The organism is Mesorhizobium sp. M7A.F.Ca.US.007.01.2.1, from assembly GCF_003998165.1.
GTDB lineage: Bacteria > Pseudomonadota > Alphaproteobacteria > Rhizobiales > Rhizobiaceae > Mesorhizobium > Mesorhizobium ciceri.
On record NZ_RZQP01000009.1, the window covers coordinates 1 to 26,432 of the forward strand.

The following is a 26,432-nucleotide window of genomic DNA, read 5'->3' on the forward strand; positions in this document are numbered from 1 at the left end:
GAATAGGGGAATAGGGGAATAGGGGAATAGGTATTCCCTTCCCTACTTCCCTACTCCCCTACTCCCTTACTAAGCTGCCAGATCGCGCAGCACGTATTGCAGGATGCCGCCGTTCTTGAAGTAGTCGAGCTCATCCAGCGTATCGATGCGGCAGATGATCGGCACGTTCTTCACCGTGCCGTCGCCATAGGTGATTTTGGCGATCATCGTCTGGCGCGGCTTGATGGTGCTCAGTCCGTCGATCTCGACCAGCTCGTCTCCCTTGAGGTTGAGCGATGCCCATGAGGTGCCTTCCTCGAAGACGAAGGGGATGACACCCATGCCGACCAGGTTCGAGCGATGGATGCGCTCGAAAGACTGGGCGATGACCGCGCGGACACCGAGCAGATTGGTTCCCTTGGCCGCCCAGTCGCGCGACGAGCCGTTGCCGTATTCGACGCCGGCGAAGACGACCAGCGGCACGCCTTCCCTTTTGTACTCCATCGCCGCGTCGTAGATCGATTCCTCTTCCTTCGACGGGTAGTGGATGGTGTAGCCGCCCTCGCGGCCGTTCTCGCCCAGCATGTGGTTGCGGATGCGGATGTTGGCGAAGGTGCCGCGCATCATCACCTCGTGATTGCCGCGCCGCGTGCCGTACTGGTTGAAGTCGGCGACGCCGACGCCGTGGTCGGTGAGGTATTTGCCGGCCGGCGACGCTGCCTTGATCGATCCGGCCGGCGAGATGTGATCGGTGGTGATCTTGTCGCCGAACAGGCCGAGCACGCGGGCGCCCTTGATGTCGCCGATCTTGCCGAAACCTGATGTCATGCCGGCGAAATAGGGCGGGTTCTGCACATAGGTCGAGTTGTCGTCCCAGGCATAGGTCTGGCCTTCCGGCGCCTTGACGTTCTGCCAGTACTCGTCGCCCTTGAAGACGTCGGCATATTTGCGGGCGAACAGCTCGCGGGTGACGTTCTTCTCGATGAACTCCTGGATTTCGGCCGAGCTTGGCCAGATGTCCTTGAGGTAGACCGGCTCGCCGTTCTTGTCCTCGCCGAGCGGCTCTGTCGTGAGGTCCTTGGTGACAGTTCCGGCCAGCGCATGCGCGACGACCAGCGGCGGCGAGGCCAGATAGTTGGCCTGCACGTCAGGCGAGACACGGCCTTCGAAGTTGCGATTGCCGGACAGGACCGCGGCGGCGATCAGGCCCTTGTCGTTGATGGTTTTGGAGATCGGCGCCGGCAGCGGGCCGGAATTGCCGATACAGGTGGTGCAGCCGAAGCCGACCAGGTTGAAGCCGATCTGGTCGAGCTCCTTCTGCAGGCCGGATTTCTCCAGATATTCGGCGACCACCTGGCTGCCGGGAGCCAGCGAGGTCTTCACCCACGGCTTCTGCTTCAAACCGAGCCGGTTGGCATTGCGGGCCAAAAGACCGGCGCCGATCAGCACGCTCGGGTTCGAGGTGTTGGTGCAGGAGGTGATGGCGGCAATGACGACATCGCCGTGACCGAGATCATGGTCGGTGCCTTCGACGGCATAGCGCTTGGAGATTTCGGCCGCCTTCTTGTATTCGGTCTCCATCGCCTTGGCGAAGCCTTCCGGAATGCCTTCCAGGGCGACGCGGCCTTCCGGTCGCTTGGGGCCGGCCATCGACGGCACGACGGAGCCAAGTTCGAGCTCGAGCAGATCAGTGAAGACAGGGTCGGCCGAGCCGGTTTCACGCCACAGGCCCTGCGCCTTGGCATAGGCCTCGACCAGCGCGATGCGGTCCTCGCTGCGGCCGGACATTGTGAGATAGCGGATGGTTTCCGAGTCGACCGGGAAGAAGCCGCAGGTGGCGCCATATTCGGGGGCCATGTTGCCGATGGTGGCGCGGTCGGCCAGCGTCATGTTGGAGAGGCCCGGGCCGAAGAACTCGACGAACTTGCCGACGACCCCCTTCTTGCGCAGCATCTGGGTGACGGTGAGCACGAGGTCGGTGGCGGTGACGCCCTCTTTCAGCTTGCCGGTGAGGCGGAAGCCGATGACTTCCGGCAGCAGCATGGAGACCGGCTGGCCGAGCATGGCCGCCTCGGCCTCGATGCCGCCGACGCCCCAGCCGAGCACGCCCAGGCCGTTGATCATGGTGGTGTGCGAATCGGTGCCGACGCAGGTGTCGGGATAGGCTGTGGTTTCGCCGTCCTCGGTGTTGGTCCACACCACCTGGCCGAGATATTCGAGGTTGACCTGATGGCAGATGCCGGTGCCAGGCGGCACGACGCGGAAGTTGCGGAACGCCTGCTGGCCCCATTTCAGGAATTTGTAGCGCTCCTCGTTGCGCTCATATTCCAGCTCGACATTGCGGGCGAAGGCCATCGGCGTGCCGAATTCGTCGACGATGACGGAATGGTCGATGACGAGGTCGACCGGCACCAGCGGGTTGATCTTCTGCGGATCGCCGCCGAGCGAAGCCATGGCGTCGCGCATTGCGGCAAGATCGACCACGGCCGGAACGCCGGTGAAATCCTGCATCAGCACGCGGGCCGGCCGATAGGCGATCTCGACGCCGGCGGTGCCCTTGTCGGTCAGCCAGCCGGCCACCGCCTGGATCGATTCCTTGGTGACGGAGCGGCCGTCTTCGTTGCGCAGCAGGTTTTCCAGCAGCACCTTCATCGAATAGGGCAGCTGCGAGATGCCGGTAAGGCCGTTCTTTTCGGCCTCGATGAGATCGAAATAGGCATATTCAGCGCCGCCTGCGGTCAGCGTGCGGCGGCAATTGAAACTGTCGAGGGATTTTGACACGTGCGATCCTTGTCTGTTCAGCCTGAAAGGGAACGGACGCCGATGGCATGCAATCACGCGCAAAGGTGCGGGTACGGCCATTTCCGCTGTCCGTTCCCAAGCAACCCGAGCCGTTCAAGGCGGCGCGTGCGCTGGTTCGGCGCTAATTCTGTTCCCGTGCCGACCGCTGGCACGGATGCACCGCATATAGAGAATTTTCTGGAATAGTTCTAGACAGTTGGAAAGCAATTTTGTGCGATGCGGCAGCGGCCGCGACACATGGTTTCAGGGCAGGCGAGGAATGCGGCTGATCGCCGAAAATCTGGGCGGCGAGCGAGGCGGCGACGCGGTGTTTTCCGGCATCGGCTTTGCCTTGGAGCAGTGTCAGGCGCTTATCGTCACCGGGCCGAACGGATCGGGCAAGTCGACCTTGCTGCGGATCATCGCCGGGCTGCTGCCGGCGGCGGAAGGCAGCGTGAGGATTGAGGGCGTCATGAAGGTTGAAGACGGGGGCGAAGCGTTTCCGTCTGTCGCCTCGGCCTGTCACTATCTCGGCCACCAGAACGCAATGAAGCCGGCGCTCAGCGTGGCGGAGAATTTGCGCTTTTGGCGAGACTTCAATGGCGACGGACAGCTCGGCGTCGAAGAGGCGCTGGAAACGGTCGGGCTCGGCGGCATCGGCCACCTGCCGTTCGGCTATCTATCGACCGGGCAGCGGCGCCGCGCGGCGATCGCCAGGCTTTTGGTCAGCCACCGGCCATTGTGGCTGCTGGACGAGCCGACGGCGGGGCTGGACAAGGCGGCGGAGGCGCGGTTTGCGGGGTTGATGGCGAGGCATTGCGCGGATGGCGGGATGATTGTCGCGGCGACGCATCTGCCGCTCGGGATCGAGGGGATGGAGTTGAGGATGGGGGAAGCCGGTTGATGGTGTCTGGGCGAAAGCATCTCAAACCATGCTAGCGCTCTTCCTGCGCGACATCCGCCTCAACATTCGTGCCGGCGGCGGAGCGCTGACCGGGGTCATCTTCTTCCTCGCCGTCATCGTCACCATCCCGTTCGGGGTCGGGCCGGACCTGAAGCTGCTGGCCCGCATCGGACCGGCCATCCTGTGGATCGGCGCGCTGTTGTCCTGCCTGCTCGGGCTCGACCGGTTGTTCCAGGCCGATCGCGAGGACGGTTCGCTCGATCTCCTGGTGCTCGGCAACGATCGCCACATGCTGGCCTTGACGGTGCTGGTGAAATGCCTGGCGTATTGGGCGGGCAGCGTGCTGCCGCTGGTCATTGCGGCTCCCTTGCTCGGCCTGTTCATGAACATGGAGCCGCTCGGCATCGGCGCCACGGCGCTGACGCTGCTGGTCGGCACGCCGGCCATCACGTTCATCGGCGCCGCCGGTGCGGCGGTGGCGGTGGCGCTGCCGCGTGGCGGGCTGCTGATCTCGGTGCTGGTGCTGCCACTGACCATCCCGGTGCTGATCTTCGGCGTTTCGGCAAGCTATGGGGCGACCGCCAATCCCGACCCGTTTCTGCAGCCCTTCCTCATTCTTGCCGCGCTGACCCTGTTTCTTGGCGTGCTGGGTCCGGTCTCGGCGGCGCTGGCGCTGCGCCATGGCACGGATTGACGCGGCGTATGACTGCGGATTGCGAAGCCGACGGAGCGAGGCTAAGGAAAAGCATGTCTAGACTGGGCGACATGATCGGTTTGGAAGGCCGCACTTCAGCGGGGCCTGCCGCATGAGTGCGCATGCACTCTACGTGACCGCCGCCTATGGCATCACTGCCGTGGTGCTCGCCGGATTGATCGGCTGGATCCTGCTTGACCAGCGGGCGCGCAAGCGTGAGCTTGCCGAACTGGAGGCGTCCGGCGTAAGGCGTCGCTCCGACAAGGTCGCCAAGCCATGAGCACCGAAACGGAAACGCCGCCGCCCAGTCGTCGCCTGTTCGTGCTTCTGCCGCTGCTGATCTTCCTCGGCCTGGCCGGACTGTTCCTGTCGCAGCTGCTGTCGGGGCGCGATGCTTCGGAAGTGCCGTCGGCCCTGATCGGCCTGCCTGCGCCGCAAACCAGCCTGCCGGCGCTGGAGGGCTCAAACCTGCCGGGGCTCCATTCGAAAACCTTCGCCGGCAAGGTCACATTGGTCAACGTCTTCGCGTCGTGGTGCGCGCCATGCCGCGAAGAGCACCCGGTGCTTCTGGCGTTGTCGCAGGATAAGCGTTTCACCATGGCAGCGCTGAACTACAAGGACCGGCCCGAAAACGCACGCCGGTTCCTCGGCGATCTCGGCAATCCGTTCCAGGCGATAGGGGTCGACGAAGCGGGCCGCGCGGCGATCGACTGGGGCGTCTACGGCGTGCCGGAAACTTTCGTCATCGGCAAGGACGGCAAGATCGCCTACAAACATGTCGGCCCGCTGACGCCCGAGACGGTGCAGGCGTTGCTGTTGCCGCAGATCGACAAGGCACTGGCGGCGCATTGATATTCAGGTGATGCCGGCCTGCAAACAGCGGCTTCCTGCGCGTCCGGTGCTCGCGTACCAAAAGTACGCTCCGCTCCGGTTCTCGGAAACCACCGTTTTCGACTCGGCCTGACCTGAATCTCAACGCACCTTGGCGGCGCGTCTTATCGGGCTTGAGATCAGCCGTAGATCTGCTTGTGGATCTGGTAGAGCATTTCCGAGCGGTCGGCGCGCATGTCGGCCAGATCGCGGCTGGAAAAGCTGTCGATTTCGGCGACAAGGCGGTTGTAGTGCTTGCGCTTGGCAATGCTGTTGCGAGCGCGGGTCATGAGACTGTCGAGGATCATAGCAAGGTTCCTTTTTGGCGCCGCATTTCGGCGGCGGTTTCTTCCTCCCTTGATCGATACGAAGCATGACATAGTAATGGTGCATTGCAAAAAGAAGATGTTGCAATGCACCATTGCGCTGGACGCATAGCCGCTTAATGCGGCGCTAACGTCATGCGCAGAGCCGGCAAGCGATCTTTTGTGCGACACTGTGCGTACCCACATTGCCTTCTGTCCCTCCGGCTGGCTTGATCCCTGTCATTGATGCCGGGAGGAAAGCATGGCGGCCGCAGACTATTATGAAATTCTCGATCCGCGCTTCGCGCGCCTGTTCAACGGCAACGCGCAGGTCGAGAAGCTGTTCACCGGATGCCAGTGGGCGGAGGGGCCGGCCTGGTTCGCCGCCGGCCGCTATGTCGTCTGGTCCGACATCCCCAACAATCGCATGCTGCGTTATGACGAGACCGACGGCAATGTCAGCGTCTTCCGGCAGCCGTCCGGCAACTCGAACGGCAACACCGTCGACCGGCAGGGCCGGCTGATCACCTGCGAGCATTCGGGCCGCCGCGTCAGCCGCACCGAGTTCGACGGCTCGGTCACCACGATCGCGGCCAAATGGAAAGGCAAGCGGCTGAATTCGCCCAACGACGCGGTGGTGAAATCCGACGGTTCCATCTGGTTCACCGATCCAAGCTACGGCATCGATACGGATTATGAGGGCGACAGGGCTGAGAGCGAAATCGGCGCCTGCCACGTCTACCGGGTCGATCCCGGCACCGGCGAGGTCGAAGCCGTCATCACCGACATGGTCAGGCCCAACGGCCTCGCCTTCTCGCTGGACGAGAGCAAGCTTTATGTCGTCGATACCGGCCGCACGCATGGCGCGCAGAATCCGGCGCATATGCGGGTGTTCAATGTCGGCAAGGGCGGCAAGAAAGTCTCCGGCGAAAAAGTCTTCGCCGACTGCACCGCCGGCCTGTTCGACGGCTTCAGGCTCGACGAGGACGGCCGCATCTGGACCAGTGCCGCCGATGGCATCCATTGCTACGATCCGGACGGCACGCTGATCGGCAAGGTCAAGGTGCCGGAAGTCACCGCCAATTGCGTGTTCGGCGGCAACAAGCTGAATTGCCTCTACATCGCCGGCACCACGTCGCTCTACATGGTGCGGCTGATGGTCAACGGCGCCAAGACATACTGAGAGTTGAACACTGGCGACCGTTCGACGGTTTCATCGAAGCGGGTCGTGAGCACGAACATCCCCGGGAGGACAAGAAATGCCATTCGTCAACATCCGCATCGTCAAGGAAGTGATCGCCGCCGATCCGGCGGGCAAGAAGGCGGATATCGCCAAGAAGGTCACCGCGGCCATCATGGACGCCACCGGGCTGAGCAACGACGATGTCTGGGTGGTTTTTGAAGAGGTCAACGCCCGCGATTGGTACGTGGGGAAGACCGATGTGGAGACGCTGCGAAAGGGGTAGTGCGCGATCTTTCCTTCTCCCCTTGTGGGAGGTGGATCGGCGCGCAGCGCCGAGACGGTTGAGGGGTGGGTGACGGATTGCCGTCGGTGCCAAGCTGGAACACACCCTCATCCGACCTCGCTTCGCGAGGCCACCACCCTGGGGCGAGCAACGGGTCTCGCCCCGTCCTTCAGACCCCACAAGGGGAGAAGGAAGAGAGGCCGCCGCTCAACGCGAGCGGATAAACTCCGCGAAGGCATTCAGTGCATCATGCATCGCCTGCCGGTTCGCCGGCGCCGCCAGGATGCCCGCCACCTCCGGCGGCTTCCTGCCGAGCAGGGCGATCTCCAGCACATCGTCGTAAAGCGCGAACGACATGGTGCGCATGATCTCGGCCAATGCGGCGCGGGCGAACAGCGAGCGCGGCGAGGCGTGTACCAGCATGGCGGGCTTGGCGACGGCGGCATCGCGCGAGACCAGCCAGTCGAGCGCGTTCTTCAGCCCGCCCGGCACGCCATGGGCATATTCCGGACAGGAGACGATCAGGCCGTCGGCTCGACTGACGGCATCGATCAGCTTGGAGGCTTCGAGCGGCCTCCGCTCGCCTTCATCGTCGGGATTGAAGATCGGCAAACGGCCAAGCCCGTCATGGACGGTGACGCGGCAGCCGGACGGCGCTTCGCGCGCCAGTGCGGCGATCAGCGCCGAATTTGTGGAGGCCGCGCGCAGGCTGCCGGAAATGGCAAGGATGTTCAGCAAGGTATGGAATCGGTCCAGACGCGAATCGCGTCCGCAAAAACTACCACATCGTCTTCTTGTATTCCTCGTCGAGCCAGCGGTCGGTCGCCTCGGCGGAATCGGCAACCGCCAGCTGATCGCGCATGATCTGGCCGAGCGTCGGCAGCGTCGCGCGGTCGTACCAGGTTTCCGGCTTCCACAAATCCGAGCGCATGAAGGCTTTTGCGCAGTGCATGTAGGCCGCCTTGACGCTGACCACGACAACGCTTTGCGGCTCCCTGCCGTCGACGGCGAGCCGTTCGCGCAGATTTGCGTCGACGGTGATGCGGGCATCGCCGTTGACGCGCAGCGTCTCGTTCATGCCGGGGATGAGGAAGAGCAGCCCGACCGAGGGATTGACGAGGATGTTTTCCAGCGTGTCGAGCCGGTTGTTGCCGGGCCGGTCGGGAATGGCGATGGTGGTGTCGTCCAGAACGGTGGCAAAGCCCGGTTTGTCGCCCTTCGGCGTCACGTCGGCATTGCCGGCACCGTCGGACGAGCCAATCAGCACGAATGGGCTCTTGCCGATGAAGGAGCGGCAATGGCCGTCAAGTTTTTTCAGCTCCTTGCGGATAGAACCGTCGGTCGGCCGTGGCGTCTTGTAGATCGTCCTCAACTGGTCGCGCGTGGTGACGAATTCCATGGCCCTTTCCCCTTATTTGCAGGCTCTATTTCCCGGCCTTCTCTTCTTTGCCGGTCTTGTCGTCCAGCGAATGGCGCAGGATCAGCGGCATCTGGCTGAAGGTGAACAGAAGCGTGATCGGCATGATGCCCCAGACTTTGAAAGTAACCCAGGCGTCGGTGGAAAAATTGCGCCACACCACCTCATTGACGATGGCCAGGAACAGGAAGAACAGGCCCCAGCGGAAGGTCAGCTTGCGCCAGCCTTCAGCGTCGAGGCTGAAGGCTGAATCGAAGACATAGCCAAGCAGCGACTTGCCGAAGTACAGGCCGCCGAGCAGCACCCCGCCGAACAGCGTGTTGACGATGGTGGGCTTCATCTTGATGAAGATGTCGTCCTGCAGATAGAGCGTCAGCGCGCCGAAAATGAAGACGACGACGCCCGACACCATCGGCATGATCGGCAAGGTGCGGGTGAGCAGCCACGAGGCGATCAGCGCGATTGCCGTGGCAGCCATGAACAGGCCGGTGGCGACGAAGATCGGCCCGCCGAACTCGGCCAGAACAGGGAATTTCTGCACCAGCCATCCGCTGCGCGCATTGGCGAAGAAGAACACCATCAACGGACCCAGCTCCAGCACCAGCTTGAGCAGCGGATTGACGCCTTCCTTCTTCTGCTTCTGCGGGTCCGACGGATCGCGTTCGAGAATGGGTGGGTTCATGGAATCTCTTTCTTGCGCATGATCTGATCCAAAAAGTCTGCAACTTTTTGGGACATGCTTGTTAAGCTACTCCAGCGATCGCCCTGGCGAATTCGCTTGCCGAGAAAGGTTCGAGGTCGTCGACCTGTTCGCCGACGCCGATGAAATAGACCGGCAATTTGTGCTTTGCCGCGATCGCCACCAGAATACCGCCGCGCGCCGTGCCGTCCAGCTTGGTCATCACCAGGCCGTTGACGCCGGCGATATTGCGGAAGATCTCGACCTGGTTGAGCGCGTTCTGGCCGGTGGTGGCGTCGACCGTCTGCAGCACGGTGTGCGGCGCTTCCGGATCGAGCTTGCCGAGCACGCGGACGATCTTTTCGAGCTCGGCCATCAGTTCGGTCTTGTTCTGCAGACGGCCGGCGGTGTCGATGATCAGCACGTCGGAGCCGGCCTCTTTCGCCCGCTCGAATGCATCATAGGCAAGGCCGGCGGCATCGGCGCCGAGCTTGGAGGCGATGACCGGCGATTTCGTCCGCTCGCCCCAGATCTTCAGCTGCTCGATGGCTGCCGCGCGGAACGTGTCGCCGGCGGCGAGCATGACCGACAGGCCGCCATCGGTCAGCTTGGCGGCGAGCTTGCCGATGGTGGTGGTCTTGCCGGTGCCGTTGACGCCAACCACCAGGATGACATGCGGCTTGTGCGAGAGGTCGAGCTCCAGCGGCATGGCGACATGGGCCAGCACTTTTTCCACCTCGGCCGCCATGATGGCGCGGACCTCGGTGTCGGAAACGTCCTTGCCGTAGCGGCTCGCGGCCAGCGCGTCGGTAACGCGCAAGGCCGTCTCCATGCCGAGATCGGCGCGGATCAGCACATCCTCCAGGTCCTGCAAAGTCTCTTCGTCCAGCTTGCGCTTGGTGAAGACGCCGGCAATGTTGCCGGTCAGTTCCTTGGACGAGCGGGCAAGCCCGTCCTTCATGCGCTGGAACCAGGAGCGCCTCGGTGCCGGCTCCGGCGCCTTTTGCGGCTCGGCCTTCTGCTCGACCTTCTTGGTGACGGTCACCTTGCCGGGGGCGGCTTTCGGCTCCGGCGCGGGTGGTGGAAGAGGCTGCGGCTCGGGCGCAATTTCCGCAATGACCGGCTGCGATTCGATCGGCGCAGGCTGGCGAATGGGAGGTGCGATTTCGGCGGCGGGTGCTTCGGGCGTCGGCGCTGAAACTTCTTCCTTCTCCCCGTCGCTATACGGGGAGAAGGTGCCGGCAGGCGGATGAGGGGCGGCGCCGGCCTTTGAAGACGGCTGAAGAGGGGACGGCGCCGGTGTGGGCACCTCGATCGGCGCTGGTGTTTCTGCCGGAACCTCGGCCGGCGTCGGCACTTCGACCGGGGCCGGCTCCGGCCGCTTTTCCGGGCGTGACGGGACGATCTCCGGTTCGGCCGGCGCCGGCGCTGGGACTTCTTGCGGCTGCCGTTCGGGCGTGGGTTCGGGAGTCGCAGGGGTGAGCGGAACTTCCTCGGGCGCCGGCGGCTCTGGAGTCTCTGGCGCGGGCGCCGGTTCTTCTTTCGGCGCGGGCTCCGGCAGAGGTTCCGGCTCGGAGGGAACAGTCGGCTCCGGTGCTGGCGGGATGGTCGGCTCCGGCGCGGGCACCGGTTCCTCGACAGGCGCCGGTTCCGGCGCAGGAATTACCTCCGGCTCGACCGTCGGCGTCGTTTCTGCCTCGGGCCGAGGCTCGTCGCGCTTCAAGAACTCCGGGACGACCTGTTCGGCCGCCGGCTTCAGCGCATCGAGTGCTTCCCATTTGATCGGCGGTAGCGGGGCGGTCTCGTCGATCCGTTCCTCGACCACCTCTTTCTTGCCGAACGAAAATATCTTCTTGAAAAAACCAGCCATGCTTTGCGTTTCTCAGGCGGCGCGGGCGGCAAGCGGCGCCGCGATCAGCCTGGTACCATCATGGCCCGATATATCGGCCTCGACGATCTCACCCGGTGCGCCCGTGCCGAGTGCGGCAAGCGTAAAACCCTCGGTGCGGCCAAGGCCGTCTCGCTCGATCAGGATCGACTGACGCGTACCGGTGAGCAACGACAGATGCCTGACATAGGCAACTTCACCGGCGGCGCGCAGCCGGGCGGCGCGCTGCTTGACCACCTCGCGGCGGAGCTGCGGCATGCGCGCGGCAGGCGTGCCTTCGCGTGGACTGAAGGGGAAGACGTGGAGATGGGTCAGGCCACACTCCTCGACAATTTTCTCCGAGTTCTCGAACATTTCGTCGGTCTCGGTCGGGAAGCCGGCGATGATGTCGGCGCCAAAGACGATACCGGGGCGCAGTTTGCGCACATCCTCGCAGAAGCGGATCGACTGATCGCGCAGATGCCTTCGCTTCATGCGCTTCAGGATCATGTCGTCGCCCGACTGCAGCGACAGATGCAGATGCGGCATCAACCGGGGCTCGGTGGCGATGGCGTCGAGCAAATCGTCGTCGGCCTCGATCGAATCGATCGACGACAGCCGCAGGCGCTTCACATCGGGCACCTGTTTCAGGATGGTCTTCACCAGTTTGCCGAGCTTCGGCGCGCCCGGCAGGTCGGCGCCGAATGAAGTCATGTCGACGCCGGTCAGAACGATCTCGGCATAGCCGTTGCCGGCGAGCCGCTTGACCTGCTCGACCACGGCGCCCATCGGCACCGAGCGCGAATTGCCGCGGCCGTAGGGAATGATGCAGAAGGTGCAGCGGTGGTCGCAGCCGTTCTGCACCTGGACGAAGGCGCGTGCGCGGCCCTCGATGGCGTCGACCAGGTGGCCCGCGGTCTCGCGCACCGAAAAGATATCGTTGACGCGCGCCTTCTCGGTGTCGTTGACGCCGAAATCCGGCAGCGCGCGGTAGGAATTCGCGTTCAGCTTCTCTTCATTGCCAAGCACGAGATCGACCTCGTCCATGGCGGCGAATTTTTCAGGCTCGGTCTGCGCGGCGCAGCCGGTGACGATGATGCGGGCCTGCGGGTTGTCTCGGCGCGCCTTGCGGATCGCCTGCTTGGCCTGGCGCACTGCTTCGCCTGTCACGGCGCAGGTGTTGAAGATCACGGCGCCACCTTCCAACGCGCCGAGGCCCGCACTTTCAGCCTCGCGCCGCATCACCTGCGATTCATAGGTGTTGAGCCGGCAGCCGAAGGTGACGACATCGATCCCCGGGGACACCGGGCTCTTGGGCAGAGCGGACATCAGGCCGCGCTTTCAGTGTCGCGGGCCCATGTCCCGATCGACGGGTCGAAGTTGCCGGAAAATTCCCATTCGGCGGCGCCGGTCAGGACCACGTGGTCATCGTCGCGCCATTCGACATGCAGCGTGCCGCCGCCTGGCGTCAACAGACTGACGCTGCGGCCGGTCCGGTTGGTGCGGGCCGCGGCCACGACGGCCGCGCAGGAGGCCGAGCCGCAGGCCTTGGTCAGGCCGGCGCCGCGTTCCCAGGTGCGGATGACCATTGTTTCGGGCGAAGTAACCTGAGCGATGGTTATGTTGGCGCGCTCGGGGAACATCGGGTGGTTCTCGAGCAGCGGACCGAAGCGGTCGAGCTCGTAGGACCAGACGTCGTTGTCGACCCAGAAGATCGCGTGCGGGTTGCCCATCGAAACGACCGAGGGTGAATGCAGCACGGGGGCGTCGATCGGGCCGATCTGCAGCTCGATCATGCGGGTGTCGCGGAATTCCTCGGCCAGCGGGATATCCTGCCAGCCGAAGCGCGGCGTGCCCATGTCGACCGAGATCGAACCGTCGGCGTGTTCGCGCGCATTGAGGATGCCCGCCACGGTCTCGAAGGTGAAGATCTTCTGGCCGGTCTCGGCGGCGAGCGCCTGGACGACGCAGCGCATGCCATTGCCGCAGGCCTGCGCACCGGTTCCATCGGAATTCAGGATGTCGATGAAAAAGGCGGTGCCAGACGTCCTGGCGTCATGGATCGCCATGATCTGGTCGAAGCTGGTCGCAGCATCGGCGTTCAGCGCAATCGCCGCCGCCGCCGTCACCCGATCGGCACGGCCACGCATATCGGCAACGATGATCTCGTTGCCGATGCCGTTCATCTTGGCGAAAGGGGCAGTGCTGGCCATTGCTCCGAAAAATTCCGTGTCCGTTTGGCGCTATATGGCGGAAACGGGCAGGAATTACCAGTGCGCAGCCGCTTGGTCTCGGCGAAAGCGCCGGACTTACGTGACCGCGAAAATGCCCAGCACCACCAGCAGGAAGATGATCAGAACGATGCCGATAAGGATACGCGCACCGGTGGCCGCGGCACCTGCCAGTGCCGGCATGCCGAGCAAGCTCGCCGCCGCGGCGACGATCAGGAGAATGATAATCCATTTGAGCATGACAATGCCTCGCAAACCGGCAGATATTTCAACCACATGAAAACGCGGTTGCAGCGCTGGGGTTCCGTCGAACCGATGCGGATCAGGGCGCTATGTGCTCCGGCACATCCCAGACCTCGCCCGGCCGCAAGGCGCGAAAGCGCTCGCGTGGGATGCCTTGATCGTCAAGCGCCTCGGTCAATTTGCGCGCCGGCTCGTCGATCGGCTCGTCGGTGAGCTGGAAGGTGCCCCAGTGACAGCCGGCGGCATGGGCGGCGTTGCGCAGCGTCATGCCTTGCACGGCTTCCCAGGGATTCTGGTGCTGCGGCGCCATGAACCAGCGCGGCTCATAGGCGCCGATCGGCAGGATGGCGAAGCGGAAACCGCCATGTTTCTCGGCCATCCGCCGGTAGTTGATGCCATCGTGGAAGCCGGTATCGCCGGCGAAATAGAGCTTGCCGTCAGGCGTTTCGACGACAAAGCCGGCCCAGAGCGCCATGCGCCGGTCTCGGGCGCCACGCGCCGACCAGTGATGCACCGGCTCGACATGGACGGCGGCGCCATTGCCGATCTCGACGCTGTCGCCCCAGTCATGCGCCGACAGTCGCATGCCGGGCACGGCGGCTTCGATGATGGCGTCGTTGCCGAGCGGAGTGAGCACCAGCGGGTCGTGGCCGGCCTTCAGCCGCTTCAACGTGGCGAGGTCGAGATGGTCATAGTGGTTGTGGCTGACCAGCACGAGGTCGATCGGCGGCAGGTCGGCAAAGGCGATGCCTGGCGCATTGATGCGTTTTGGTCCGGCGAAGGAAAGCGGCGAGGCGCGCAACGACCATACCGGATCGGTAAGGATGTTCAGACCGGCCGTCTGGACCAGCAAGGTGGAATGACCAACCATGGTCACTTCCAGCGCGGCGCCCTCGACCCTTGTCGCCGGCTTTGCCTGCGGAAAGGGGCTTGCATCGCTCGCCGGCCATTTCGAGCGCTGGCCATTCAACTGCCATTTCAGCAGGTCGGCGAAACGGCCGGGTGGCTGGCCGTCGGGATTGAAGAACAATGCGCCGTCGAAATGGTCGCTGGGCGGGCCGCTATAATAGCGATTGGCGGCTGTCTTTCTCGCGGCCAATTTTGCGGCTCCGGCAGGTGTTTCGTTTTCCAGACATAGGCGCTAAGGCGGCTCGCGCAAGCGTCCAACCGTCGATGTCGGCGCTGCACTGCTTTGACCGGATCCCCAGGCGACGCGCGACAAGCGGTCAGCCGCCGCGATTGCGATAAATTTGCAACAATTCTTGCTGCAAACTGTATTTTAACCATATCGGGTTGAAATTTCGCCACCTTCTCCATCTTGGTGGGGGTGAGATTGTGCGGACGGCTTCCCCCCAGCCGGATCCGACGGAGGTTGGAATGACTTTTTCGAAAACCGGTCTGGTGGCCGTATCGCTGGCGGCGCTCGTTGCGAGCGGCTGTTCGACCTCGCGTTTCTCCTCGATGGATGACCAGCAGCCGGCACCGCTGGAGGCCGCGCCCGCCGGCAAGGTGACGGCGAACCAACTGCCGCCGCCGGCATCGCCCGGCACCACCGACCCGTCTCAATTCCCGACCGCTCCTGCGAACACGCAGGTCGCCGCGCTGCCTTCGGATGGTTCGGCGCCGGCCGGCGCTTCGGACGTGACTGCCGCCAGCGTCGCCGGTGTCTGGAACGCCAGCGTTGCGGGCCAGAGCTGCAAGGTGGCGACACCGCAGACCAAATTCGGCGCCGGCTTCCGCGCCGGGCCGCTGCATTGCCCGGCGCCGATGGACGGCGTCAAGTCGTGGAACGTCGCCGGCAAGCAGCTGACGCTCTATGACGAGAGTGGCGGTGCGCTGGCGCGGCTCTATTCCTCGGGCGGCTCGAAATTCGACGGCCAGACTTCCAACGGCCAGCCGATTTCGCTTACAAGGTAGGCTAATGCATGTCGCCCAAAAGTGGCCGCGGTTTTGGGAAAACAAAGATCTAAAGCGGGTCGTCTGAATCCGTTCAGACACGACCGCTTTAGTCCTCCGAATGCATGTCGCGCAGAAGTGACCCCGGTTTCGGGACAGCGACATGCATAAACAAATGACGTGACCGATGCATCTGCGTGACGGCCTCCAGACCCATGCGACCGTCAGGCAGCGCTACGAGCATCTGGTGGAAACCGGTACGATCGACCGCGATCCGGCGCAGGAACGGATCGTTGCGGCGCTCGACCGGCTGACCGATGAGATCTCGGCCAAGCGGCTGGCGCATAAGTCGAGCGCGCTGGGCTGGCTGTTCGCCCGCAAGCGCGAGACGCATGAGGCCGTCAAAGGCCTTTACATCCATGGCGGCGTCGGTCGCGGCAAGACCATGCTGATGGACATGTTCTTCGACTTGCTGCCGGTGCGGCGCAAGCGCCGCGTCCACTTCAACGACTTCATGGCGGACGTGCAGGACCGTATCCAGAAGCACCGGCAGGCGCGCAAGAATGGCGACGTCAAGGAGGACGCCCCGATCCCGCCGGTGGCCAAGGCCCTTGCCGAGCAAGCCTGGGTGCTGTGCTTCGACGAGTTCTCGGTCACCGACATCGCCGACGCGATGATCCTGTCCAGGTTGTTTTCGGCGCTGTTTGCCAGCGGTGTGGTGCTGGTCGCCACCTCGAATGTGGCGCCGGAAAACCTCTACAGCGACGGGCTGAACCGTCAGCTTTTCCTGCCCTTCATCGGCATACTGGAGCGGCACACACAGGTGCTGGCGCTCGATGCCGACAAGGACTACCGGCTGGAAAAGCTCGCCCGGACACCGGTCTATGTCACGCCAGCCGATGCGGCGGCGGACCAGCTACTCGACGAGGCCTGGCAAGCCATGACGCGCAACGCGCCGACCGCCGAGACATCGATTGCCCTCAAAGGGCGGCAGGTGATCGTGCCGCGTGCGGCAGGCGATGCGGCGCGGTTCTCCTTCGCCGATCTCTGCGAAAAGCCGCTTGGCGCGCGCGATTTCCTGGCGATCGCCGGGCGCTTCTCAACCATTTTCATCGACCACGTCCCGGTGCTCGGCGAAGGCAAGCGCAACGAGGCCAAACGCTTCATCCTTCTGATCGACACGCTCTACGACCATCATGTGCGGCTGGTGGTGAGCGCCGAAGCCCCGCCGCAAGCGCTTTATGCCGCCAAGCGCGGCGTGGAGGTCTTCGAGTTCGAGCGCACCGCATCGCGGCTGATCGAGATGCAAAGCCGCGACTGGCTGGAGAATTGGGCGGAGCGGCAGAAAGGGAAGCCGGCGCCAGAGGCACAGCAGGCGCAGGCCTGAATTTCCAGGGAATGCGTCGGTAGCGATCCTTTGCCCCCCTCTGTCATGCCAACGTCTACAACTCGAACCTCCTCGGCCACCCGCATCACAAGGGCGTCATTACCCGCATTCAGCCTTACGATTTCCATCTTCGTCGGTTATTTCCCCCCAAGTCGGCTTACAAACTTTGACGTTTACGTAAATCCCAAATGATCTAACCGATTGAAAACACTGACGCCAAAATAATCGTTTGAATTTTTTCCGTGCCGGGGCTATTGGGTGCGGCGAAAATTCGCGGTTCCCCGCAGCATTCCGGCCTCTTCTTCGACGCCGCCATCAAGTCACAGAGATTTGAGACGTCGTCACCGACAAAGGGAAAACATCCTCACATGGCACGCAACAAAATAGCGCTTATCGGCTCTGGCATGATCGGCGGCACGCTCGCTCACATGATCGGCCTCAAGGACCTCGGCGACGTGGTGCTGTTCGATATTGCCGAAGGTATCCCGCAGGGCAAGGGGCTCGATATCGCGCAGTCGTCGCCGGTCGATGGCTTCGACTCCAGGCTCACCGGCATCAACGACTATGCCGGCATCGAAGGCGCCGACGTCTGCATCGTCACCGCCGGCGTGCCGCGCAAGCCCGGCATGAGCCGCGACGACCTTTTGGGCATCAACCTCAAGGTCATGGAGCAGGTCGGCGCCGGGCTGAAGAAGTATGCGCCGAAGGCTTTCGTCATCTGCATCACAAACCCGCTCGACGCCATGGTCTGGGCGCTGCAGAAATTCTCAGGCCTGCCCAACAGCCACGTCGTCGGCATGGCCGGCGTGCTCGACAGCGCGCGCTTCCGCTATTTCCTGGCCGAGGAATTCAAGGTCTCGGTCGAGGACGTCACCGCCTTCGTGCTCGGCGGCCACGGCGATTCCATGGTGCCGATGATCCGCTACTCGACGGTATCGGGCATTCCGCTGCCCGACCTCATCAAGATGGGCTGGACCTCGAAGGAGAAGCTCGACCAGATCGTGCAGCGCACCCGCGACGGCGGCGCCGAGATCGTCGGCCTGCTCAAGACCGGCTCGGCCTATTACGCGCCGGCCGCTTCGGCGATCTCGATGGCCGAAGCCTATCTCAAGGACAAGAAGCGCGTGCTGCCCTGCGCGGCGTATCTCTCCGGCCAGTATGGCGTCAAGAATACCTATGTCGGCGTTCCCGTGGTCATCGGCGCCGGCGGCGTCGAGCGCATCATCGAGATCGAGCTCAACAAGAGCGAGCAGAAGATGTTCGACTCCTCCGTGGCGACGGTGCAGGGCCTGACCGAGGCCTGCGTCAAGATCGCGCCGCAACTCGCCTCCAAATGAATCTCCAGTAAGTGAACCCCCAGTCGATCCGGAGACCATACAGATGAACATCCATGAGTATCAGGGCAAGGCACTGCTGAAGTCGTTCGGCGCGCCGGTGGCCGAAGGCGTGCCGGTGTTCAAGGCGAGCGAAGCGGAAGCCGCCGCCAAGGCGCTGCCGGGCCCGCTCTATGTGGTGAAGAGCCAGATCCATGCCGGCGGCCGCGGCAAGGGCAAATTCACCGAGCTCGGCCCGGACGCCAAGGGCGGCGTGCGGCTGGCGAAATCGGTGGCCGATGTCGTCGCCAACGCCAACGAGATGCTGGGCAACACTCTGGTGACCAAGCAGACCGGCCCGGCCGGCAAGCAGGTCAACCGCCTCTATATCGAAGACGGCGCCGACATCGAACGCGAGCTCTATCTGTCGATCCTGGTCGACCGTTCGGTCGGCCGCATTGCGTTCGTCGTCTCGACCGAAGGCGGCATGGACATCGAAGCGGTTGCCCATGACACGCCCGAAAAGATCATCACCGTCGCCATCGATCCGGAAAAAGGCGTCACATCGGCCGACCTGAAGGCGCTCAACGGCGCGCTCAAGCTCGACGGCGATGCGGCCAAGGACGGCGATACGCTGTTCCCGATCCTCTACAAGGCCTTCGTCGAGAAGGACATGAGCCTGCTCGAGGTCAATCCGCTGATCGTCATGAAGAACGGCCGGCTGCGCGTGCTCGACGCAAAAGTGTCGTTCGACAACAACGCGCTGTTCCGTCACCCCGACGTGCTCGAACTGCGCGACACCACCGAAGAGGACGAGAAGGAAATCGAGGCGTCGAAATACGACCTCGCCTATGTCGCGCTCGACGGCAATATCGGCTGCATGGTCAACGGCGCCGGCCTTGCCATGGCGACGATGGACATCATCAAGCTCTATGGCGCCGAACCCGCCAACTTCCTCGATGTCGGCGGCGGTGCGTCCAAGGAAAAAGTGACGGCGGCGTTCAAGATCATCACCAGGGATCCGGCGGTCAAGGGCATCCTGATCAACATCTTCGGCGGCATCATGAAGTGCGACATCATTGCCGAGGGCGTCATTGCCGCGGTCAAGGAAGTCGGCCTGGAAGTGCCGCTGGTGGTGCGCCTGGAAGGCACCAATGCCGAGCTGGGCAAGAAGATCATCAACGACAGCGGCCTGAACGTGGTGTCGGCCGACGATCTCGACGATGCAGCCAAGAAGATCGTGGCGGCGGTGAAGGGCTGATCTGGTGCCTCCGCATAAGATAAACCTGCTCGAGGCTGCGGATCAAAAGATCAAGAAGGTCTTCGATCCGCATATCGCCGGCGACGTCAACGACAGCCAGGCGAAGGTCGCCAAGTTCGGCGAGGTCTTCGACTGGCATGCGCATGACAATGAGGACGAAGCCTTCCTCGTGTTGCGTGGGCGTATCACCATCGATTTCCGCGACGGCCCGGTCGAACTCGGCGAGGGCGATTTCATCGTCGTGCCGCGCGGCGTCGAACACCGGCCGCGCTCGCTCACCGTCGAGCCCGTGGTGCTGATGTTCGAGCCGGCGACGACGCTCAACACCGGCAACGCCAAGAGCGACCTCACCGTCGCCGACTTGAAGCGGCTCTGACCATGTTTCCCTCGATCAACGGTTTTTAGAAAAGGGCTCCCATGTCCATCCTCGTCGACAAGAACACCAAGGTGCTGGTGCAGGGCCTGACCGGCAAGACCGGCACGTTCCACACCGAACAGGCGCTGGCTTATCACGGCACGAAAATGGTCGGCGGCATCCATCCCAAGAAGGGTGGCGAGACGTGGACCGGCGCGAAGGGCGAAAACCTGCCGATCTTCGCCACCGTCGCCGAGGGCAAGGAAAAGACGGGCGCCAATGCGTCCGTCGTCTATGTGCCGCCGGCAGGCGCCGCCGAGGCCATCCTCGAAGCGATCGAGGCCGAGATCCCGCTGATCATCTGCATCACCGAAGGCATACCGGTGATGGACATGATCAGGGTCAAGGCCAGGCTCGACCGTTCGACCTCGCGGCTGATCGGCCCGAACTGCCCGGGCGTGCTGACGCCCAACGAATGCAAGATCGGCATCATGCCCGGCAACATCTTCCGCAAGGGCTCGGTCGGCGTTGTTTCGCGGTCGGGAACGCTTACCTATGAGGCAGTGTTCCAGACCACCAATGTCGGCCTCGGCCAGACCACCGCCGTCGGCATTGGCGGCGACCCCGTCAAAGGCACCGAGTTCATCGACGTGCTCGAGATGTTCCTCGCCGACGAGGAGACCAAGTCGATCATCATGATCGGCGAGATCGGCGGTTCGGCCGAGGAAGACGCCGCGCAGTTCCTCAAGGACGAAGCCAAGCGGGGCCGTAAGAAGCCGATGGCCGGCTTCATCGCCGGGCGCACGGCGCCGGCCGGCCGCACCATGGGCCACGCCGGCGCGGTCATCTCCGGCGGCAAGGGCGGCGCCGAAGACAAGATCGCGGCAATGGAATCGGCCGGGATAAAAGTTTCGCCGTCGCCGGCAAGGCTGGGCACGACCTTGGTCGAAGCGATCAAAGGGTAAGGGAATAGGGGAGTAAGGGAGTAGGGCAGTAGGGAAAATAGCAGCGGCAAAAAGCCCTACTCCCCTATTCCCTTATTTCCCTACTCCCCTCCAAAAACAGGAGACGGAGCCGGGCTCCGCGGACAAAAATGGCAAGACAAGATCAGGCCAACGACCAATTTTCTCTCACCTCTTTCCTCTATGGCGGCAATGCCGATTACATCGACGCGCTTTATGCCGCCTATGAGGACGATCCAGCCTCGGTCAATCCCGAATGGCAGGAGTTCTTCGCCGGGCTGAAAGACGATGCCGGCGATGTGCGCAGGAACGCCAAGGGCGCCTCCTGGGCCAAGCCCTCCTGGCCGCTGCAGGCCAATGGCGAATTGGTGTCGGCGCTCGACGGCAATTGGGGCATCGTCGAGAAGACGATCGAAAAGAAGGTCAAGGACAAGGCGGTCACCAATGGCGTCGTCCTGTCCGACGCCGACGTGCACCAGGCGACGCGCGATTCGGTGCGCGCCATCATGATGATCCGCGCCTACCGCATGCGCGGCCATCTGCACGCCAATCTCGATCCGCTCGGCATCGCCAAGCCGCTCGAGGACTACAACGAGCTGTCGCCGGAAAACTACGGCTTCACCGAAGCCGATTACGACCGGCCGATCTTCCTCGACAATGTGCTGGGGCTTGAATTCGGCAGCATCCGGCAGATGCTGGAAATCCTGACCCGCACCTATTGCTCCACGCTCGGCGTCGAGTTCATGCATATTTCCGACCCTGAGGAAAAGGCCTGGATCCAGGCGCGCATCGAGGGTGCCGACAAGGAGATCACCTTCACCGCCGCCGGCAAGAAGGCGATCCTGCAGAAGCTGGTCGAGGCTGAAGGCTTCGAGCAGTTCATCGACGTCAAGTACAAGGGCACCAAGCGCTTCGGCCTCGATGGCAGTGAGGCGCTGATCCCGGCGCTGGAGCAGATCGTCAAGCGCGGCGGCCAGCTCGGCATGAAGGAAATCGTGCTCGGCATGGCGCATCGCGGCCGGCTGAACGTGCTCTCCCAGGTGATGGCCAAGCCCCACCGCGCCATCTTCCACGAGTTCAAGGGCGGCTCTGCGGCACCCGATGAGGTCGAAGGCTCGGGCGACGTCAAGTACCATCTCGGCGCCTCGTCGGACCGCGAATTCGACGGCAACAAGGTGCATCTGTCCTTGACCGCCAACCCCTCGCATCTGGAGATCGTCGATCCGGTGGTGATGGGCAAGGCGCGCGCCAAGCAGGATTATCTGTTCGGCCGCAGCCGCGAGGAAATCGTGCCGCTGGAAGAGCGCGCCAAGGTGCTGCCGCTCTTGCTGCATGGCGATGCCGCCTTCGCCGGTCAGGGCGTGATCGCCGAGATCCTCGGCCTGTCCGGCCTGCGCGGCCACCGCGTCGCCGGCACGCTGCATTTCATCATCAACAACCAGATCGGTTTCACCACCAACCCGCGCTTTTCGCGCTCCTCGCCCTATCCGTCCGACGTCGCCAAGATGATCGAAGCACCGATCTTCCACGTCAATGGCGACGACCCGGAAGCCGTGGTGCACGCCACCAAGGTGGCGATCGAGTTTCGCATGAAGTTCTTCAAGCCTGTTGTGGTCGATATGTTCTGCTATCGCCGCTTCGGCCACAATGAGGGCGACGAACCGGCCTTCACCCAGCCGATCATGTACCGCAACATCCGCAACCACAAGACGACGGTGCAGATCTATGGCGACCGGCTGATCGCCGAGGGTCACCTCACCCAGGCCGAGCTCGACCAGTTGAAGGCCGACTGGCGGGCGCATCTGGAATCCGAATGGGAAGTCGGCCAGCATTACAAGCCCAACAAGGCTGACTGGCTCGACGGCGCCTGGTCGGGCCTGCGCACCGCCGACAACCAGGACGAACAAAGGCGCGGCAAGACCGCCGTGCCGGTCAAGACGCTGAAGGAAATCGGCAGGAAGCTGACCGAGGTGCCGAAGGATTTCGAGGCGCACAAGACGATCATCCGTTTCCTCGAAAACCGCCGCCAGGCGATCGAGTCCGGCGAAGGCATCGACTGGTCGACGGCCGAGGCGCTGGCCTTTGGCGCCATCCTGCTCGACGGCAATCCGATCCGCCTGTCGGGGCAGGATTCCGAACGCGGCACCTTCTCGCAGCGCCATTCCGTGCTCTACGACCAGCGCGACGAGACCCGCTACATCCCGCTCAACAATCTGTCGGCGGCTCAGGCCGGCTATGAAGTCATCAACTCGATGCTGTCGGAAGAGGCGGTTCTGGGCTTCGAATACGGCTATAGCCTGGCCGAGCCCAAGGCGCTGACCTTGTGGGAAGCGCAGTTCGGCGACTTCGCCAACGGCGCCCAGGTGGTGTTCGACCAGTTCATCTCGTCAGGCGAACGCAAGTGGCTCAGAATGTCGGGCCTCGTCTGCCTGTTGCCGCATGGCTATGAAGGCCAGGGTCCGGAACATTCCTCGGCCCGGCTCGAACGCTTCCTGCAGCTTTGCGCCGAAGACAACATGCAAGTCGCCAACTGCACCACGCCGGCCAACTACTTCCACATATTGCGCCGGCAGCTGAAGCGCGACTTCCGCAAGCCGCTGATTCTGATGACGCCGAAGTCGCTGCTGCGCCACAAGCGGGCGGTGTCGACGCTGCCGGAAATTTCGGGCGAAAGCTCGTTCCACCGGTTGCTGTGGGACGATGCGCAGCTGCTTTCCGGACAAGCGATCAAGCTGGTCAAGGATTCCAAGATCCGCCGCGTCGTGCTGTGTTCGGGCAAGGTCTATTACGACCTCTATGAGGAGCGCGAGAAGCGCGGCATCAACGACATCTATCTGCTGCGCGTCGAGCAGCTTTACCCGTTCCCGGCCAAGGCGCTGATCACCGAACTGTCGCGGTTCCGCAATGCCGAGATGGTGTGGTGCCAGGAGGAGCCCAAGAACATGGGCGCCTGGTCGTTCATCGACCCGTATCTGGAATGGGTGCTGGCGCATATCGACGCCAAGCATCAGCGGGTGCGCTACACCGGCCGTCCGGCCGCCGCCTCGCCGGCGACCGGACTGATGTCGAAGCATCTCGCCCAGCTCGCCGCCTTGCTCGAAGACGCGCTTGGTGAATAGAGAAGATCTGGGCGAACAACAGAACCGAAAGAAAACGGACAGGCACAATGGCTACCGAAATCCGCGTTCCCACTCTCGGCGAATCCGTCACTGAAGCGACCGTCGGCAAATGGTTCAAGAAGGTTGGCGATACAATCGCCGCCGATGAACCGCTGGTCGAGCTCGAGACCGACAAGGTGACGGTGGAGGTGCCTGCCGCCGCCGCCGGCACTCTGGGTGAGATCACCGTCAAGGAAGGCGAGACGGTCGGTGTCGGCGCGCTGCTGGGGTCGATTTCGGCAGGCGGCGCGGCCGCCGCGCCGGCGACCAAGCCGCAAGCGGTGTCGCAGGCCTCGTCGCCGGATGCGGCATCGACCGGCAAGCAGGCCGCGGCCGAGACCGCCAAGATCGCCGGCGATGCCGGCCCGGTCGAGCCGCGCACCATGCCACCGGCACCGGCCGCGGCGAAACTGATCGCCGAAAGCAATCTCTCGGTCGACCAGATCTCCGGTTCGGGAAAGCGCGGCCAGGTGCTGAAAGGTGACGTGCTCGACGCCATCTCCAAGGGCGCGCCGTCGCAGCCGGCCGAGACGCCGAAAGCAGCACCGGCACCGGTTGCCGTGCGGGCGCCGTCCTCGGGCGACGATGCATCGCGCGAGGAGCGCGTGCGCATGACCAAATTGCGCCAGACCATCGCGCGCCGCCTCAAGGAAGCGCAGTCGACCGCAGCCATGCTGACCACCTTCAACGAGGTCGACATGTCAGCGGTGATGGCGCTGCGCACCAAATACAAGGATGTGTTCGAGAAGAAGCACGGCGTGAAGCTCGGCTTCATGGGCTTCTTCACCAAGGCCGTCACGCACGCGTTGAAGGAAATCCCCTCGGTCAATGCCGAGATCGACGGCACCGATATCATCTTCAAGAACTATGCCCATATCGGCGTCGCCGTCGGCACTGAAAAGGGCCTCGTCGTGCCGGTGGTGCGCGATGCCGACCAGATGTCGATCGCCGAGATCGAGAAGGACATCGGCCGGCTGGGTATCGCCGCGCGTGACGGAAAGCTGTCGGTCGCCGACATGCAGGGCGGCACGTTTACGATTTCGAACGGCGGCGTTTACGGGTCGCTGATGTCGACCCCGATCCTCAACGCGCCGCAGTCGGGCATTCTCGGCATGCACAAGATCCAGGACCGGCCTGTCGTGGTCGGCGGCCAGATCGTCATCCGGCCGATGATGTACCTGGCGCTCAGCTACGATCACCGTATCGTCGACGGCAAGGAAGCGGTGACGTTCCTGGTGCGCGTCAAGGAAAGCCTGGAGGATCCGGAACGGCTGGTGCTTGATCTCTGAGGTCTGGTGCTGATCCGGCTGTTGGAATGTGTGCCGGAGGAAGGGATCTGCGCGGCAGAATGACGACCCGTTCCCTTAGCCTTTCCAAGGTGCTTTCGATCGGATCGATCGCGGCCGGCATGGTGCTGGCCGCTGCCGGCGCCCATGCCGCCTGCCCGATAGAACTCGCTGTCTATGGCGACGCCCAGAGCGGCAGCGAGATCGATTTCACGCCGACCGGCACCTCGGCGACCGTCACCAACAGCTTCCGGATGATCCTCGACAACAATGTGGTGCTGAACGGCATCGTCATGTGGAATGAAGGCGTATCGCGGCCGAACGGCGCGCTGATGCACAAATGCCCCGAGGGCGACGTCACCGGCGAGGAGCTTGCCGCCTGCACGCCCTGGCACGGCGTCATCTACACGGCGGATGAAAAGGGCAACATCGGACTGCTGCCGGCTGAAGGCGTCGAAGCGCCGAAGACGCTGATCCTGCCGGACCTCGGGCCGGCGTTGCGCCAATCCAGCGTCTATGGCGGCAGCGGATTTTCGAAAGTGCCGTGGGATGTGTTTGCCTTGAAGGGATGCCAGGAATGAGCGGGACGCAAAAGGTGCTGCTGGTCACCGGCGGCAGCCGCGGCATCGGCGCCGCGATCTGCCGGCTCGGATCGAAGGCCGGCTACCGGGTCGCGGTCAACTACGCTTCGAACCAGGAGGCCGCCAAGGCGCTGGTCGCCGAGATCGAGGCCGCCGGCGGCGAGGCTTTCGCGGTCAAGGGCGATGTCGGCAAGGAGTCCGATATCGTAGCCATGTTCGAGGCCGTCGACCGCGCCTATGGACGGCTCGATGCCTTCGTCAACAATGCCGGCATCGTCGACGTCAAGGCGCGCGTCGACGAGATGGATGTTTCGCGGCTGGAGCGCATGATGCGCATCAATGTCGTCGGCTCGTTCCTCTGCGCCCGCGAGGCGGTGAAGCGCATGTCGACCCGTCATGGCGGGTCGGGCGGATCCATCGTCAACATCTCGTCGGCCGCGGCGACATTGGGCTCGCCGGGCGAATATGTCGATTATGCCGCCTCCAAGGGCGCCATCGACACCTTCACCGTCGGGCTCGCCCGTGAGGTGGCGCTAGAAGGCATCCGCGTCAATGCGGTGCGGCCGGGCATCATCGACACGGACATCCACGCCTCCGGCGGGCAGCCGGACCGGGTGGAGCGGTTCCGCGATCTGCTGCCGATGACAAGAGCCGGTACAGTGGATGAAGTCGCGGGCGCGGTTCTCTATCTTCTCTCCGACGCCGCGTCCTATACGACGGGCGCGATCCTGAATGTAAGCGGCGGCCGCTGAGCGCTCTCAAGCAGATCGAGCATGATGTTATCCGAAAACCGCGTC

26 protein-coding genes are annotated in these 26,432 nt (G+C 63.5%); 16 read left to right on the forward strand and 10 right to left on the reverse strand.

Features of this window, described 5'->3' with window-relative positions; translation table 11 throughout:
- Positions 1-69: 69 nt before the first annotated feature.
- Positions 70-2,760 (reverse strand): aconitate hydratase AcnA, encoded by a 2,691-nt coding sequence (acnA, locus tag EN949_RS02960; RefSeq protein ID WP_013528828.1) that lies wholly within the window; start codon positions 2,758-2,760, stop codon positions 70-72.
- 280 nt (positions 2,761-3,040) lie between these two features.
- On the opposite strand from acnA, the gene ccmA reads away from it, so the two are divergent.
- The 4 genes from ccmA (at position 3,041) to EN949_RS02980 (ending at position 5,210) form a co-directional block, all read left to right on the forward strand.
- Entirely contained in the window at positions 3,041-3,664 is a 624-nt protein-coding gene (gene ccmA, locus EN949_RS02965) for a heme ABC exporter ATP-binding protein CcmA (RefSeq protein WP_013528829.1), read from the forward strand.
- A gap of 28 nt (positions 3,665-3,692) precedes the next feature.
- Entirely contained in the window at positions 3,693-4,358 is a 666-nt protein-coding gene (gene ccmB, locus EN949_RS02970) for a heme exporter protein CcmB (RefSeq protein WP_127365768.1), read from the forward strand.
- Between the two features lie 112 nt (positions 4,359-4,470).
- Positions 4,471-4,638 (forward strand): heme exporter protein CcmD, encoded by a 168-nt coding sequence (gene ccmD, locus EN949_RS02975; protein WP_013528831.1) that lies wholly within the window; start codon positions 4,471-4,473, stop codon positions 4,636-4,638.
- Complete coding sequence (locus EN949_RS02980; protein ID WP_127365769.1) at positions 4,635-5,210, forward strand: DsbE family thiol:disulfide interchange protein; 576 nt, start codon at positions 4,635-4,637, stop codon at positions 5,208-5,210. Before ccmD ends, EN949_RS02980 begins: the two co-directional genes overlap by 4 nt.
- A 158-nt stretch (positions 5,211-5,368) precedes the next feature.
- Here EN949_RS02980 and EN949_RS02985 read toward each other — a convergent pair whose 3' ends face one another.
- Positions 5,369-5,536 carry a hypothetical protein gene (locus tag EN949_RS02985; protein WP_013528833.1) on the reverse strand — a complete coding sequence of 56 codons (168 nt, stop codon included), beginning with the start codon at positions 5,534-5,536 and terminating at the stop codon, positions 5,369-5,371.
- Positions 5,537-5,795: 259 nt separating this feature from the next.
- Between EN949_RS02985 and EN949_RS02990 the strand changes: the two genes are divergently transcribed.
- The gene (locus tag EN949_RS02990) at positions 5,796-6,716 is read left to right on the forward strand and encodes an SMP-30/gluconolactonase/LRE family protein (RefSeq protein ID WP_013528834.1); all 921 of its coding nucleotides are present in this window, start codon (positions 5,796-5,798) and stop codon (positions 6,714-6,716) included.
- A 76-nt stretch (positions 6,717-6,792) separates the two neighbouring features.
- On the forward strand, positions 6,793-6,999 hold the full coding sequence (locus EN949_RS02995) for a 4-oxalocrotonate tautomerase family protein (RefSeq protein WP_013528835.1): 207 nt from the start codon (positions 6,793-6,795) through the stop codon (positions 6,997-6,999).
- A gap of 207 nt (positions 7,000-7,206) precedes the next feature.
- Here EN949_RS02995 and EN949_RS03000 read toward each other — a convergent pair whose 3' ends face one another.
- The 8 genes from EN949_RS03000 to EN949_RS03035 form a co-directional block, all read right to left on the reverse strand.
- Complete coding sequence (locus EN949_RS03000; RefSeq protein ID WP_127365770.1) at positions 7,207-7,737, reverse strand: NADPH-dependent FMN reductase; 531 nt, start codon at positions 7,735-7,737, stop codon at positions 7,207-7,209.
- Positions 7,738-7,777: 40 nt separating this feature from the next.
- Entirely contained in the window at positions 7,778-8,398 is a 621-nt protein-coding gene (locus tag EN949_RS03005; protein ID WP_024504968.1) for a pyridoxamine 5'-phosphate oxidase family protein, read from the reverse strand.
- A gap of 25 nt (positions 8,399-8,423) precedes the next feature.
- Positions 8,424-9,098 (reverse strand): septation protein A, encoded by a 675-nt coding sequence (locus tag EN949_RS03010; RefSeq protein ID WP_013528838.1) that lies wholly within the window; start codon positions 9,096-9,098, stop codon positions 8,424-8,426.
- A gap of 61 nt (positions 9,099-9,159) precedes the next feature.
- Positions 9,160-10,965, reverse strand: coding sequence for a signal recognition particle-docking protein FtsY (gene ftsY / locus EN949_RS03015; RefSeq protein WP_127365771.1), 1,806 nt, complete (start codon positions 10,963-10,965; stop codon positions 9,160-9,162).
- Positions 10,966-10,977: 12 nt separating this feature from the next.
- Positions 10,978-12,291 carry a tRNA (N(6)-L-threonylcarbamoyladenosine(37)-C(2))-methylthiotransferase MtaB gene (gene mtaB / locus EN949_RS03020; protein WP_127365772.1) on the reverse strand — a complete coding sequence of 438 codons (1,314 nt, stop codon included), beginning with the start codon at positions 12,289-12,291 and terminating at the stop codon, positions 10,978-10,980.
- Positions 12,291-13,175 (reverse strand): diaminopimelate epimerase, encoded by an 885-nt coding sequence (gene dapF, locus EN949_RS03025; RefSeq protein WP_063173367.1) that lies wholly within the window; start codon positions 13,173-13,175, stop codon positions 12,291-12,293. The genes mtaB and dapF overlap by 1 nt, the downstream gene beginning before the upstream one ends.
- Positions 13,176-13,271: 96 nt before the next feature.
- Positions 13,272-13,433 carry a DUF1328 family protein gene (locus tag EN949_RS03030; protein WP_013528842.1) on the reverse strand — a complete coding sequence of 54 codons (162 nt, stop codon included), beginning with the start codon at positions 13,431-13,433 and terminating at the stop codon, positions 13,272-13,274.
- Positions 13,434-13,515: 82 nt separating this feature from the next.
- On the reverse strand, positions 13,516-14,535 hold the full coding sequence (locus EN949_RS03035; RefSeq protein WP_127365773.1) for an MBL fold metallo-hydrolase: 1,020 nt from the start codon (positions 14,533-14,535) through the stop codon (positions 13,516-13,518).
- A gap of 278 nt (positions 14,536-14,813) precedes the next feature.
- Between EN949_RS03035 and EN949_RS03040 the strand changes: the two genes are divergently transcribed.
- From EN949_RS03040 to EN949_RS03085, 10 genes are all read left to right on the forward strand, one after another.
- Positions 14,814-15,353 (forward strand): protease inhibitor Inh/omp19 family protein, encoded by a 540-nt coding sequence (locus tag EN949_RS03040; RefSeq protein WP_013528844.1) that lies wholly within the window; start codon positions 14,814-14,816, stop codon positions 15,351-15,353.
- Between the two features lie 166 nt (positions 15,354-15,519).
- A complete protein-coding gene (gene zapE / locus EN949_RS03045) occupies positions 15,520-16,719 on the forward strand; it encodes a cell division protein ZapE (protein WP_127371629.1) in 1,200 nt (399 codons plus the stop codon).
- 368 nt (positions 16,720-17,087) lie between these two features.
- Positions 17,088-18,056: a malate dehydrogenase gene (gene mdh, locus EN949_RS03050; protein ID WP_013528846.1), complete on the forward strand. Its 969-nt coding sequence runs from the start codon at positions 17,088-17,090 to the stop codon at positions 18,054-18,056.
- 43 nt (positions 18,057-18,099) lie between these two features.
- A complete protein-coding gene (gene sucC / locus EN949_RS03055; protein WP_024504973.1) occupies positions 18,100-19,293 on the forward strand; it encodes an ADP-forming succinate--CoA ligase subunit beta in 1,194 nt (397 codons plus the stop codon).
- 4 nt (positions 19,294-19,297) lie between these two features.
- The gene (locus EN949_RS03060; RefSeq protein ID WP_127366721.1) at positions 19,298-19,669 is read left to right on the forward strand and encodes a cupin domain-containing protein; all 372 of its coding nucleotides are present in this window, start codon (positions 19,298-19,300) and stop codon (positions 19,667-19,669) included.
- 41 nt (positions 19,670-19,710) lie between these two features.
- Entirely contained in the window at positions 19,711-20,613 is a 903-nt protein-coding gene (sucD, locus tag EN949_RS03065) for a succinate--CoA ligase subunit alpha (protein WP_127366720.1), read from the forward strand.
- 128 nt (positions 20,614-20,741) lie between these two features.
- Complete coding sequence (locus EN949_RS03070) at positions 20,742-23,729, forward strand: 2-oxoglutarate dehydrogenase E1 component (protein WP_013528850.1); 2,988 nt, start codon at positions 20,742-20,744, stop codon at positions 23,727-23,729.
- Positions 23,730-23,776: 47 nt separating this feature from the next.
- On the forward strand, positions 23,777-25,057 hold the full coding sequence (gene odhB / locus EN949_RS03075) for a 2-oxoglutarate dehydrogenase complex dihydrolipoyllysine-residue succinyltransferase (RefSeq protein ID WP_127371212.1): 1,281 nt from the start codon (positions 23,777-23,779) through the stop codon (positions 25,055-25,057).
- Between the two features lie 59 nt (positions 25,058-25,116).
- Positions 25,117-25,635 carry a hypothetical protein gene (locus EN949_RS03080; RefSeq protein ID WP_127366543.1) on the forward strand — a complete coding sequence of 173 codons (519 nt, stop codon included), beginning with the start codon at positions 25,117-25,119 and terminating at the stop codon, positions 25,633-25,635.
- The gene (locus tag EN949_RS03085; RefSeq protein ID WP_127366544.1) at positions 25,632-26,387 is read left to right on the forward strand and encodes an SDR family oxidoreductase; all 756 of its coding nucleotides are present in this window, start codon (positions 25,632-25,634) and stop codon (positions 26,385-26,387) included. Before EN949_RS03080 ends, EN949_RS03085 begins: the two co-directional genes overlap by 4 nt.
- Positions 26,388-26,432 lie beyond the last annotated feature (45 nt).